We start from the raw sequence: 12,488 nt of genomic DNA, 5'->3' as shown, positions 1-12,488 counted from the left end.
GGATGACGCGGTGTTCGCCACGCTGTCAGATCGATTGACGTCGACCTTCAAGAACCTGCGGAGCAAGGGCCGTCTCTCCGAGGCGGACATCGACGCCACGATCCGTGAGATCCGGCGCGCGCTCCTCGACGCTGACGTCGCTGTACCCGTCGTCAAGGACTTCACCGGTGCCATCCGGTCCAGGGCCCTGTCGGCCGAGGTCTCCGGCGCGCTCAACCCTGCCCAGCAGGTCGTCAAGATCGTCAACGAGGAGCTCGTGGCGATCCTCGGTGGGGAGAGCCGCGGCCTGCGCCTGGCGAAGAACCCGCCGACCGTCATCATGCTCGCGGGCCTCCAGGGCGCCGGCAAGACGACGCTCGCGGGCAAGCTCGCGCTGCACCTGCGCGAGCAGGGGCACACGCCGCTCCTCGTCGCCGCGGACCTCCAGCGCCCCAACGCGGTCAACCAGCTGTCGGTCGTGGGTGAGCGCGCGGGCGTGCCGGTCTACGCGCCGCTACCCGGCAACCAGGGCTCCGAGGGCGAGTCGGGCACGAGCGTCGGCGACCCGGTCCAGGTGGCCCGCGACGGCGTCGAGACCGCGCGCCAGCGCCAGCACGACGTGGTCATCGTCGACACCGCAGGCCGTCTCGGCGTCGACGCCGAGCTCATGCGCCAGGCCGCGGACATCCGCGACGCGGTCGACCCCGACGAGATCCTGTTCGTCATCGACGCCATGATCGGCCAGGACGCGGTCGCGACCGCCAAGGCCTTCGAGGAGGGCGTCGACTTCACGGGCGTCGTCCTGTCGAAGCTCGACGGCGACGCGCGCGGTGGTGCGGCGCTGTCGGTCGCCCGTGTGACGGGGCGCCCGATCCTCTTCGCCTCGACCGGTGAGAAGCTCACCGACTTCGAGGCCTTCCACCCCGACCGCATGGCCTCGCGCATCCTCGACATGGGTGACGTGCTCACCCTCATCGAGCAGGCCGAGAAGGCGTTCGACTCCGAGCAGGCCGCGAAGATGGCCGAGAAGGTGGCCACGGGCCAGGACTTCACGCTCGCGGACTTCCTCGTCCAGATGCAGCAGATGCGCAACATGGGCTCCATGAAGAAGATGCTCGGCATGCTGCCCGGCATGGGGCAGATGCGCGAGGCGCTCGACAACTTCGACGAGCGCGAGGTCGACCGCATCGAGGCGATCATCCGCTCGATGACGCCGGGCGAGCGCGAGAACCCCAAGATCATCAACGGGTCGCGCCGTGCGCGCATCGCCCGTGGTTCGGGTGTCACCACGAGCGACGTCAACCAGCTCCTCGACCGGTTCGCGGGCGCGCAGAAGATGATGCGCCAGATGAGCCGCGGCGGCGGCATGCCTGGCATGCCGGGCATGGGCAACCTGCCGGGCATGGGGGGCAAGAAGGCCCGCGGGCGCGTCGCGCCCCCGGCCAAGGGGCGCAAGGCGAAGTCCGGCAACCCGGCCAAGCGGGCGGCGGAGGAGGCCGCGCGCCAGGCGCGCGCCCTGGGCGGCCCTGCCGCGCCGACCGCAGCGCCCGGTGCGGCGTTCGGTGGGCTGGGTGGCGCGAAGGCCCCCCAGAAGTCGACCGACGCGACCGACCTGCAGCTCCCGCCCGACCTGGAGAAGTTCCTGGGGCGCTAGCGCGCTAGGTTATGTCCTGCAGGTCACGGTGGCTCACACCTGACCTTCGTCCGACCCCTCGTCCGACACCGTGGTCCGGCCCGTCCGGCGGCGCGACGGACGCACCCCGACCGTCCGAGAACCTGGAGACCGATGTCCGCGCTGGAAGGCCCCTCGCTGCACATCAGAGGTCGCATCCTCCTGGGAGACGACCGCGAGGTCTCCGACCTCTGGGTCAAGGACGGCCACGTCACGCTGACCCGCCCGTCCGCGCAGGGCACGAACATGGTCGCGATCGAGGGCTGGGTGCTGCCCGGGCTCGTGGACGTGCACTGCCACGTCGGTCTCGGTCCTGACGGGCCGGTCGACAACGCGACCGCACAGGCGCAGGCCGTCGCGGACCGCGACAGCGGCGTGCTCCTGCTGCGTGACGCGGGGTCCCCGCTCGACACCCGGTGGGTCCGGTCACGCCGTGACCTGCCGCGCATCGTGCGGGCGGGGCGCCACATCGCGCGCCCCAAGCGCTACCTGCGCAACTTCGGTCTCGAGCTCGACGACGTCACGCAGCTCCCCGAGGTCGTGCGCCAGGAGGCGCGCGCCGGGGACGGCTGGGTCAAGCTCGTCGGGGACTGGATCGACCGCGACCTCGGTGCCGACGGCGACCTGCGCCCCCTGTGGCCGCAGGACGTGCTGACCGAGGCAGTCGCGGTCGCGCACGCCGAGGCCGCGCGCGTCACGGTCCACGCGTTCTCGAGCGAGGTCGTCCCCTCGCTGCTGGCCGCGGGCGTCGACTGCATCGAGCACGGCACCGGGATCCACCCCGACGACATGTACACGCTGTCCGAGCGGGGCATCGCCGTGACGCCCACGCTCCTGCAGGTCGCCGAGTTCGAGAACATCGCCCGGCAGGCCGAGGGCAAGTACCCGCTCTTCGCCTCGCGCATGCGCGACATGCACGAGCGTCGGTACGAGCAGGTGCGCCAGCTCCACGAGGCCGGCATCCAGCTGTTGGTCGGCACCGACGCGGGCGGCACCCTCGGGCACGGCCGGATCGCCGACGAGTGCGCGGAGATGGTGGCCGCGGGCGTCCCGACGGCCGACGTCGTCGCGGCCGCGAGCTGGCAGGGGCGCGAGTTCCTGGGCTACGGCGGGCTCGTCGAGGGGTCGAGCGCGGACCTCGTGGTCTACCCGGAGGACCCCCGCGAGAACATCGAGGTGCTGCGGCACCCGAAGGCCGTGGTGCTGCGCGGGGAACTGGTGTCTCCGGTCTGAGGGGTGGGGCCCTCGCCTGGGCGCGCCGTGTGTGGTGGGTGAGGGTGGTGTCTCCGGTCTGAGGGGCTTTCGCACCGGTCCGAGGGAGTCGTCTCGTGTGACACGGGTCCTCGAAGGACGGGTTGGTCGCACGCTGTCTGGTCTGGCACAATAGCCGGGTACTCGGCGTGCCCGGCCCCTCTCTCCGCGCTACGCCGTGTCCCGACCTCGTGCTCGCCTGGTCCCCACCGGGAGGACGCACGGGTCACCTCACCCAGAACCAGGAGAGACCACCACAGTGGCCACCAGAATTCGTTTGAAGCGTCTCGGCAAGATCCGTGCGCCGTACTACCGTGTCGTCGTCGCCGACTCGCGCACCAAGCGCGACGGTCGCGTCATCGAGGAGATCGGCAAGTACCACCCGACCGAGGAGCCGTCGCTCATCGACATCTCCTCCGAGCGTGCGCAGTACTGGCTGAGCGTCGGCGCGCAGCCGTCGCCGCAGGTGCTCGTGCTCCTCAAGATCACGGGTGACTGGCAGAAGTTCAAGGGCCTGCCGGGTGCCGAGGGCACCCTGCGCGTCAAGGGCGAGAAGGTCGACCCGGCCGCTGCCATCGAGGCTGCCGCTCAGGACGCCGAGAAGGCCAAGGCCAAGGCTGCCGAGAAGAAGTCCGCTGCTCCGGTCGAGTCCGCTGACGCGGCTGAGGCAGCCGAAGAGCAGGCCTGATGCTCGGCGAGGCGCTCGAGCACCTGGTGCGCGGGATCGTGGACAACCCGGACGCGGTCCGGGTCAACGCGAAGCCGCTGCGCCGGGGCGAGCTGCTCGAGGTCCGGGTTCACCCCGAGGACCTCGGACGCGTCATCGGGCGAGGCGGGCGTACTGCCCGCGCGCTGCGCACGGTGATCGGAGCCCTGTCGGTCGACGGTCCGGTGCGGGTCGACGTCGTTGACGTCGATCGCCGCTGACGCCTGCTGAGCGCAGAGCCGATTCACAGCACGACGTGACGGTCGGTCCGCCGACTGCACGGTACGACGAGGCCCGGTCCCCTCACGGCGGACCGGGCCTCGTCGTCTGTCCGACACCGGGCACGGGTGCGGCGCCGCCGCACGGGTGCCACGGTGATCCCGTCCGGTCGAGCGGTCCGCGCCCCGGAACGACCAGCACGTACACGACGAGAAGGAGCACACGATGCAGCTCACGGTGGCCCGTATCGGCCGCGCCCACGGACTGCGCGGCGAGGTCGCGCTGGACCTGCGCACCGACAACCCCGAGGCACGTCTCGTCGTCGGGTCCTCGATCGACACCGAGCCCGCGGAGGCGGGCCCGCTGACGATCGAGCGCGCACGGCTGCACCAGGGCAAGTGGCTCGTGACCTTCGCGGGTGTGACGGACCGCTCCGCGGCCGAGCGCATGCGCGGTGTCACGCTCGTGGTCGAGGCCGACGTCTCCGACGAGGAGGACGCCTGGTACCCGCACGAGCTCGCGGGCCTGCGCGCCGAGCTCGAGGACGGGACGGTCGTCGGTGAGGTCCAGGGGCTCGAGCACCTGCCCGCCCACGACATGCTCGTGATCAAGGAGACGGACGGCTCGCGCACGCTCGTGCCGTTCGTGCACGCGATCGTGCCCGTGGTCGACGTCCCCGGCGGTCGCGTGGTGCTGGACCCGCCGGGCGGGCTCCTCGCCCGGGACGCGGACCGGCTCGAGGTCGCCGAGCCCACGCCGGGCTCGGGTGACTCTTCCGACGGCTCTGACGGCACCGACGGGACGAACGACTGACGTGCGCATCGACATCGTCTCGATCTTCCCCGAGTACCTGGCCGCGCTCGACCTGTCGCTCGTCGGCAAGGCCCGCGTCGCAGGGCTGCTCGACCTGCGCGTCCACGACCTGCGCGACTGGACGACGGACCGCCACCGTACGGTCGACGACACGCCCTTCGGCGGGGGAGCGGGCATGGTCATGCGCCCCGACGTGTGGGGGCAGGCCATCGACGAGCTGACCTCGACCGGACCCGCGCACCTGGTGGTCCCGACGCCGTCGGGCACGACGTTCACCCAGCGCACCGCGGAAGCCCTGGCGACCGAGGACCAGCTCGTCTTCGCGTGCGGGCGCTACGAGGGGATCGACGCGCGCGTGGCCGAGCACTACCGCGCCGCGGGGCACCGCGTGAGCGAGCTCTCGATCGGCGACTACGTGCTCAACGGCGGCGAGGTCGCCTCGCTCGTCATGGTCGAGGCCGTCGCCCGCCTGCTTCCCGGAGTGATCGGCAACCCCGAGTCGCTCGTGGAGGAGTCGCACGGTGCGGCCGGCCTGCTCGAGTACCCGGTGTACACCAAGCCGCCCGTCTGGCAGGACATCGAGGTGCCCGACGTCCTGCTCTCCGGGCACCACGCGAAGATCCGCCGCTGGCGCAGGGACCGCGCGCTCGAGAAGACCGCAGCCCGCAGGCCGGACCTGATCGAGGCGCTCGAGGTGAGCACGCTCGACAAGCACGACCGCGCGTTCCTGACGGGGCTCGGGTGGAAGATCGCCGACGGCGCGTTGCGTCGCCCGGTGACGGTCGAGAACCCTGCTCCTGAAGCAGGCCCGGGGACCGTTCCCGGCGGTGTGGCAGAATAGACCCTCGGTGTCCGCCGGTCGGGTCTCTGCCACAGGGGAGGCTCACCGCACGTCCGCGTGCGCGACCGATCTCATGCGAGCACCACCCTTGTACTGAACCGGACCCACCTCGCGGTGGGCCACGAGAACGCGTCTGACCTGTGGCAGAGCGGGGAGAGAACAATGCACACGCTGGACAGCGTCGACGCAGCATCGCTGCGTAGCGACATCCCGGAGTTCCGGGCCGGAGACACCGTCAAGGTCAACGTCAAGGTCGTCGAGGGCAACCGCTCCCGCGTCCAGGCGTTCCAGGGCGTCGTCATCGGCCGCCAGGGTGGCGGCGTCCGCGAGACCTTCACGGTCCGCAAGATCAGCTTCGGTGTCGGCGTGGAGCGTACCTTCCCGGTGCACTCCCCGACGCTCGAGACGATCGAGGTCGTCACGCGCGGTGACGTCCGTCGCGCCAAGCTGTACTACCTGCGCAAGCTGCGCGGCAAGAAGGCGAAGATCAAGGAGAAGCGCGACGCGCTTCCCGCCAAGTGATCCGGTCCTGACACCCCGTCAGCCGCACTGCACGCCCACGGGCGGTCACCTCTCGAGGTGGCCGCCCGTCGGCGTCCCGGCGCGCGCCGTTTTCCCCTCTCGGGCGTCGAAATGGCACAGTGAGCGCGTGACAGAGAGCGCCGCCCAGGCAGCAGCCCGACCCGAACCCGCCCCCGGTGACCATCCGGGTGCCGGTGCTCACGCAAGGAGCGAGATGGCAGAGCAGCAGCCCGGCGCGCGCCGCGCACCCCGCAGGCCGTCGCTCGTGCGCGAGACCGCGATCATCCTGGTCAGCGCCCTGGTGCTCTCGTGGCTCATCAAGTCGTTCCTCGTGCAGGCCTTCTTCATCCCGAGCGCCTCGATGGAGGACACGCTCGTCGAGGGGGACCGGGTGATGGTCTCCCGGCTCGTGCCCGACGCGTTCGACGTCCACCGCGGGGACGTCATCGTCTTCAAGGACCCGGGCAGCTGGCTCCCGCCGTACGTCGCCCCCGACCGCGGGCCGGTGGGCAACGCCGTGACGTCGGCCATGACGTTCGTGGGACTGCTCCCGCAGGACACGGGCGAGCACCTCATCAAGCGCGTGATCGGCCTCCCGGGCGACACGGTCGTGTGCTGCGACGCCCAGGGGCGCGTGAGCGTCAACGGGCAGCCCATCGACGAGACGTACATCAAGCCGGGCTCCGTCCCGAGCCAGGACCCTTTCGACACCGTGGTCCCGGAGGGCATGCTGTTCGTCATGGGCGACAACCGCCAGCACTCCGCCGACTCGCGCTACAACACTGGCAAGCCGGGCGGAGGGTTCGTGCCGATCAACAACGTCGTGGGGACCGCGTTCGTCAAGGTCTGGCCCCTGAGCGACTTCACGTTCATGCGCAACCCGGGCGACGTGTTCGCGGAGGTGCCGGAGCCGTGACGACCGACCTCGGTGCGCGCCCCGCGGCCGCGAACAAGCCCCGCAAGGCCCCCGCGAAGCGGGCGACCGGTCCCGTGCCGCCGACCATGCGCCACGAGCGCTCGATGCTCGACTCGGGGGCACGGTTCGTCGCCGGCATGGACGAGGTCGGGCGCGGGGCGCTCGCCGGACCGGTCAGCGTGGGCGTCGTCGTGGTCGACCTGACCACGGGCGCGTTCCCGGAGGGGCTGACCGACTCCAAGATGCTCACGCCCGCGGCGCGCGAGGCGCTGCTGCCCGCGGTGCGCGACTGGGGTCTCGCATGGGCCGTCGGGCACGCCGGCCCGGCGGAGATCGACGCCCACGGGATCGTGGCCGCCCTCCGGCTCGCCGGGCGCCGTGCGCTCGCCCAGGTCCGCAGGTCGCTCGGACCCGTCGACGCCGTCCTGCTCGACGGCAAGCACGACTGGCTGACCCGCCCGACGGTCGACCTCTTCGAGGCCTTCGACCTGGACCCCGAGGACGACCTGGAGGCGCTGCCTGACCCTGCCGTGCGGACCCTGGTCAAGGCCGACCTCCAGTGCGCCTCGGTCGCGGCGGCGAGCGTGCTCGCCAAGTGCGAGCGCGACGGCCTCATGACGGGACTCGCCCGGCAGTACCCGGCCTACGGCTGGGACGGCAACAAGGGGTACGGCGCGGCCGTGCACGTCGAGGCGCTCAAGGCCCACGGCCCGACGCCGCAGCACCGGCGCAGCTGGCGGCTCCCCGAGCAGGACGGGGCCTGAGGGGAGAGGCTCGTCGGCGCGCCGCAGCGTGCGTGCGCGGGTGCGCGTCCCGGGTTCGGTCCGCCGATGGTCCATGATGGTCCAGTGAGCGCCGAAGACCTCGAGAACTATGAGACCGAGATGGAACTGGCCCTCTACCGCGAGTATCGCGATGTGGTGGGCCTGTTCTCCTACGTGGTCGAGACCGAACGACGTTTCTACCTCGCGAACCAGGTGGACCTGCAGGTCCGCTCGGCCGCCGGCGAGGTGTACTTCGAGCTACGGCTGGCCGACGCGTGGGTCTGGGACGTCTACCGGTCGGCCCGCTTCGTGAAGTCGGTGCGCGTCGTGACGTTCAAGGACGTGAACGTCGAGGAGCTGGCCAAGGCCGAGCTCCAGCTCTAGGAAACGCCGGGCGGCGGCGGGTGCTGCTGGGGTCGTGCTGCGCTGACCCGTACCCGTAGCCGTGATCGCTGCGTGCGGCGCTGTCGTCCGCCTCCGTCTGCCCTCCGTGCACTGCCACGCAGCGGCCGCCCGCAGCTTCGAGCCGTGCACAGGCGCGCGACCCGCGGGGCCGTCCACAGGCCCCGTGTCCCCGCGCCCCGCGCCGCCCCTGAGTGCGTCAGGGTGTGGCCCGGAGGTGGGACATGGGAGCGAAGGACGCTGTCGGTCGGTACGGGGAGAAGATCGCCGCGAGATACCTGGTCGAGGCCGGGTGGGTCGTGCTCGACCGCAACTGGCGCGGCACCCGGGGCGAGCTCGACGTGGTGGCCAGGGACGGCGACGTGCTCGTCGTCGTCGAGGTCAAGACGCGACGAGGCACGGCCTACGGGCATCCCGCCGAGGCCGTGACCCCGGACAAGCTCGCGCGGCTGCGCCGGCTGACCGGTGAGTGGATGGCCGCCCACCCGGTGCGGCCCGGATCGGTCCGGATCGACGTCGTGGCCGTCGTGCTCCCGCAGGCAGGGGCCGCGCAGGTCGAGCACCTCGTCGGGGTCAGCTGATGACCCTCGGCACGACGTTCGCGGTCTCGCTCGTGGGACTCTCGGGCCACCTCGTGGAGGTGCAGGCCCACCTGGCGGCCTCGGTCCCCGGGTTCACGCTCGTGGGGCTGCCGGACGCGGCGCTGTCCGAGTCGCGCGACCGCGTCCGGGCCGCGATCGCCTCGTCCGGCATCTCGTGGCCCCAGCGCAAGGTCACGGTCAACCTGTCTCCCGCGTCGCTGCCGAAGTCCGGCTCGGGCTTCGACCTGGCCATCGCCGTCGCGATGCTGGCCGGCGCTCGCCGGATCTCGGTGTCCGACCCCGAGAAGGTCGTGCACATCGGCGAGCTCGGGCTCGACGGCCGGCTGCAGCCCGTCCGTGGGGTGCTCCCTGCCGTGGCCGCCGCGGTCGCGGCCGGGCTGTGCGACGTCGTCGTGCCGCTGGAGGACGCGCAGGAGGCGCGCCTCGTGCCCGGGGCGCGCGTCGTCGGCGTCGCGAGCCTCGCCGAGGTCGCGGCCCTCTACGGCGCCGAGGTCCCCGGCATGGTCCTGCCGTCGGCCGCCTCCCGTGCGCCACGGGTCGAACGGCCACGACGGGCCGAGGGCGACCTGCGGGACGTCCTGGGGCAGGAGCAGGCCCGGCGAGCCGTCGAGGTCGCCGCAGCGGGAGGCCACCACCTGCTGCTCGTCGGACCCCCCGGGGCGGGCAAGACCATGCTCGCGTCGCGGATCACGAGCATCCTGCCGGACCTCGACGAGGCCGAGGCCGTCGAGGTCACCGCGGTCCACTCGGTCGCGGGGGTGTTCGACCCCGGTCAGGGACTCGTGCGGCGTCCGCCCTACGAAGACCCCCACCACACGGCGACGGCCGCCTCGATCGTCGGCGGAGGGTCGGGCCTGCCTCGTCCCGGTGCCGCCTCGCGGGCGCACCGCGGGGTCCTCTTCCTCGACGAGGCCCCCGAGTTCGGCTCCCGGGTGCTCCAGACGCTGCGGCAGCCGCTCGAGCACGGTGAGCTCGTGATCCACCGGGCCGCGGGCTCGGCGCGCTACCCGGCACGCTTCCAGCTGGTGCTCGCCGCGAACCCCTGCCCGTGCGGTCTCTCGATCGGCAAGGGGATCGAGTGCCAGTGCACGCCGATCGTCCGCCGACGGTACTTCGGGCGCCTCTCGGGGCCGCTGCTCGACCGCGTGGACGTCCAGGTCGAGGTGCGCCCCGTGACCCGGGTGGACCGTGCGGGCGAGGGGGACGTGGAGACGAGCGCGACGGTCGCCGTGCGTGTCGCCGGCGCGCGGGCCGCGGCAAAGGCTCGGCTCGCGGGGACCCCCTGGTCGACGAACGCCGAGGTGCCCGGGACGTGGCTGCGCGAACGGTTGGGCGCGGGGCGAGGCCTGCTGGCCGACGTCGACACGGCGCTCGACCGTGGGACGCTCTCGCTGCGCGGGGCCGACCGGGTGCTGCGCCTCGCCTGGACCGTCGCGGACCTCGCAGGGCGGGACGCGCCCACCCGGTCGGACGTGGGGCAGGGGCTCGCGCTGCGGACCAGGGGCCACCATGGGTGAGCGGCGTCGTGCCTCGTTCGACCTCTACGACCCGCTGCTCGCGCGTGCGGCGTGGAGCCGGATCACGGAGCCGGGCGACCAGGTCGCGGGCGCGCTCGTCGCGCACCTCGGTGCCGCCGACTCTCTCGCGTGGCTCTACGAGGTCGTCGACGACCCCCACCGGCTGGCGCTGGGAGCGCTCGCGGGTCGCGACGAGCGACCCGCAGGGGACCGGCTCGTGCGCGCCGTCGAGCGTTGGCGAGGACGGTTGCCCGGCCTGGACCCTGCGCGTGAGCTGGGCGCCTTCGGCAGGATCGGCGGCCGCCTCGTGATCCCGGAGGACCCGCGGTGGCCGACCGCGCTCGACGACCTGGGCGCCGCCGCCCCGCTCGCGCTCTGGGTCCGGGGCGACGACGACCTCGCCGCGCTCTCGACCCGCTCGCTCGCGCTCGTGGGGGCGCGCGCGTGCACGGACTACGGGCGGCACGTCGCCGCGGACCTCGCGGTGGGACTGGTCGACCGTCGCTTCACGGTCGTCTCGGGAGGCGCCTACGGGATCGACGCCGCCGCGCACCGCGGCGCTCTCGCCGCCGCAGGGCGGACGGTCGCGTTCCTCGCCGGAGGGGCAGACCGTCTCTACCCCGCGGGGAACACCGACCTGCTGCGCGCCGTCCTGGAGGAGGGGAGCGTGGTCAGCGAGGTCCCGCCGGGCTCGGTCCCGAGCCGGGTGCGCTTCCTGCACCGCAACCGCCTCATCGCCGCGTTCTCCGGAGCGACCGTCGTGGTCGAGGCGGCCTGGCGCTCGGGGGCGCTGAGCACCGCGACGCACGCGGCCGTGCTCCTGCGCCCCGTGGGCGCGGTCCCCGGACCGGTCACCTCGATGGCCTCGGGCGGGTGCCACCGGCTGCTCCGGGACGCGAAGGCGGTCTGCGTCACCGACGCCGCCGAGGCAGCCGAGCTGGGAGGCAGCGCGGGGGCCGACGCGGTCACGGCCCAGGAGGGACGCCACGAGCCGCAGGACGGGCTCGACGAGGTGGGCCGGCGACTCTGGGACGCGCCCCCGGTGCGAGCCCACGCTCCGGTCGAGTCGGTGGCCCGGACGGCCGGGCTCGGCAGCCAGGAGACGCTCGGAGGCCTCGGCCACCTCGAGCTCGTGGGGCTCGCCGAGCAGTCGGGCGGGCGGTGGCGCAGGCTCGGCGGGTAGGGCCGCCGGGCGTGGCAGACCCGTCACGGCGGGAGCGCTCCGCGAGACTAGTGCCATGGGCACCTCCGAGAAGCGTCCGCACGGTGCCGAGAAGGCCGGGCAGGACGACCCCGGGCAGCCGGAGGCCGCGCCCGACCTCCCGGCCGGGCTGACCGCCGCGGTCGCGGCGTTCGAGGAGCACCTGGTCGTGCAGCGCGGACTCTCCGCACACACCGTGCGCGCCTACACGGGCGACGTGCGCTCGCTCCTGGGGCGCGCCGTCGGGACGGGCGTGCGCGAGCTCGGCGACGTCGACATCGCGGTGCTGCGCGACTGGCTCGCCGACCTCGGGGCGCGGGACCTGGCGCGCACCACGATGGCCCGCCGCGGCGCCGCGGCGCGCGCCTTCTTCGCCTGGACCACGAGCACGGGGCGCACTGCGCAGAACCCCGCGCTGCGCCTCGCGAGCCCCCGCGTCCCGCGTCACCTGCCCACGGTCCTCGCGGTCGACTCGGCCGCACACCTCATGGAGACCGCCCGCGAGTCTGCCGCCGACGGCGACCCTGCCCGGCTGCGCGAGTGGGCCGCGCTCGAGGTGCTCTACGCCTCGGGTGTGCGCGTCGCCGAGCTCGTCGGGATCGACGTCGACGACGTGGACCTGGGGGAGCGGACCCTGCGCGTGGTCGGCAAGGGCGACAAGGAGCGGGTCGTGCCGTTCGGGGTGCCCGCCGGGCGGGCGATCCGTCGCTGGCTCGACGCCGGTCGCCCCGCGCTCGCGGTGGCCGACTCCGGACCGGCGCTCCTGCTGGGCGACCGGGGACACCGATGGGGTCAGCGGCAGGCGCGCGAGACGGTGCACCGGCTCGCGGCGCTCGCGGGCGTCGACGACGTGACGCCGCACGACCTGCGCCACAGCGCCGCGACGCACCTGCTGCAGGGAGGCTCCGACCTGCGCAGCGTCCAGGAGGTGCTCGGGCACGCGACGCTCTCCACGACGCAGCGCTACACGCACGTCAGCGCCGACCGGCTGCGGGCCTCGTTCGAGCAGGCGTTCCCGAGGGCGTGACGGGTCCCTGCCGCGGCCGGCGGGGTGTCCGTCGCCCGGGCCCGGGGCCGCTGCTG

The 12,488-nt window shown here is 73.2% G+C and carries 14 protein-coding genes; all 14 read left to right on the top strand.

Features of this window, described 5'->3' with window-relative positions:
- Positions 1-10 precede the first annotated feature (10 nt).
- The 14 genes from ffh to OERS_RS09720 all read left to right on the top strand — a co-directional run bounded on the left by ffh (position 11) and on the right by OERS_RS09720 (position 12,432).
- Positions 11-1,633, top strand: a complete 1,623-nt coding sequence (ffh, locus tag OERS_RS09785) for a signal recognition particle protein (protein ID WP_068625618.1) — start codon at positions 11-13, stop codon at positions 1,631-1,633.
- Positions 1,634-1,765: 132 nt separating this feature from the next.
- Positions 1,766-2,884 carry an amidohydrolase family protein gene (locus tag OERS_RS09780; RefSeq protein WP_068625617.1) on the top strand — a complete coding sequence of 373 codons (1,119 nt, stop codon included), beginning with the start codon at positions 1,766-1,768 and terminating at the stop codon, positions 2,882-2,884.
- Between the two features lie 277 nt (positions 2,885-3,161).
- A complete protein-coding gene (gene rpsP / locus OERS_RS09775; protein WP_056648668.1) occupies positions 3,162-3,590 on the top strand; it encodes a 30S ribosomal protein S16 in 429 nt (142 codons plus the stop codon).
- Complete coding sequence (locus OERS_RS09770; RefSeq protein WP_030150613.1) at positions 3,590-3,829, top strand: RNA-binding protein; 240 nt, start codon at positions 3,590-3,592, stop codon at positions 3,827-3,829. The genes rpsP and OERS_RS09770 overlap by 1 nt, the downstream gene beginning before the upstream one ends.
- Positions 3,830-4,052: 223 nt before the next feature.
- Positions 4,053-4,640: a ribosome maturation factor RimM gene (gene rimM, locus OERS_RS09765; protein ID WP_068625616.1), complete on the top strand. Its 588-nt coding sequence runs from the start codon at positions 4,053-4,055 to the stop codon at positions 4,638-4,640.
- Between the two features lies 1 nt (position 4,641).
- Positions 4,642-5,481 carry a tRNA (guanosine(37)-N1)-methyltransferase TrmD gene (trmD, locus tag OERS_RS09760; RefSeq protein ID WP_068625615.1) on the top strand — a complete coding sequence of 280 codons (840 nt, stop codon included), beginning with the start codon at positions 4,642-4,644 and terminating at the stop codon, positions 5,479-5,481.
- Between the two features lie 162 nt (positions 5,482-5,643).
- Positions 5,644-6,003: a 50S ribosomal protein L19 gene (gene rplS, locus OERS_RS09755; RefSeq protein ID WP_056648670.1), complete on the top strand. Its 360-nt coding sequence runs from the start codon at positions 5,644-5,646 to the stop codon at positions 6,001-6,003.
- A 214-nt stretch (positions 6,004-6,217) separates the two neighbouring features.
- Positions 6,218-6,919 carry a signal peptidase I gene (lepB, locus tag OERS_RS09750; protein ID WP_056648673.1) on the top strand — a complete coding sequence of 234 codons (702 nt, stop codon included), beginning with the start codon at positions 6,218-6,220 and terminating at the stop codon, positions 6,917-6,919.
- Positions 6,916-7,683, top strand: a complete 768-nt coding sequence (locus OERS_RS09745) for a ribonuclease HII (protein ID WP_409365924.1) — start codon at positions 6,916-6,918, stop codon at positions 7,681-7,683. The genes lepB and OERS_RS09745 overlap by 4 nt, the downstream gene beginning before the upstream one ends.
- 84 nt (positions 7,684-7,767) lie before the next feature.
- Positions 7,768-8,067: a DUF2469 domain-containing protein gene (locus tag OERS_RS09740; RefSeq protein ID WP_024840525.1), complete on the top strand. Its 300-nt coding sequence runs from the start codon at positions 7,768-7,770 to the stop codon at positions 8,065-8,067.
- A gap of 242 nt (positions 8,068-8,309) precedes the next feature.
- On the top strand, positions 8,310-8,666 hold the full coding sequence (locus tag OERS_RS09735; protein WP_068625614.1) for a YraN family protein: 357 nt from the start codon (positions 8,310-8,312) through the stop codon (positions 8,664-8,666).
- Positions 8,666-10,204: a YifB family Mg chelatase-like AAA ATPase gene (locus OERS_RS09730; protein ID WP_068625613.1), complete on the top strand. Its 1,539-nt coding sequence runs from the start codon at positions 8,666-8,668 to the stop codon at positions 10,202-10,204. The genes OERS_RS09735 and OERS_RS09730 overlap by 1 nt, the downstream gene beginning before the upstream one ends.
- On the top strand, positions 10,197-11,387 hold the full coding sequence (dprA, locus tag OERS_RS09725; RefSeq protein WP_068625612.1) for a DNA-processing protein DprA: 1,191 nt from the start codon (positions 10,197-10,199) through the stop codon (positions 11,385-11,387). Before OERS_RS09730 ends, dprA begins: the two co-directional genes overlap by 8 nt.
- Positions 11,388-11,442: 55 nt before the next feature.
- On the top strand, positions 11,443-12,432 hold the full coding sequence (locus tag OERS_RS09720) for a tyrosine recombinase XerC (protein ID WP_083201352.1): 990 nt from the start codon (positions 11,443-11,445) through the stop codon (positions 12,430-12,432).
- Positions 12,433-12,488: the final 56 nt, after the last annotated feature.

Source organism: Oerskovia enterophila (assembly GCF_001692445.1).
Classification (GTDB): domain Bacteria; phylum Actinomycetota; class Actinomycetes; order Actinomycetales; family Cellulomonadaceae; genus Oerskovia; species Oerskovia enterophila.
This window is presented reverse-complemented; position numbering and strand designations above follow the sequence as displayed.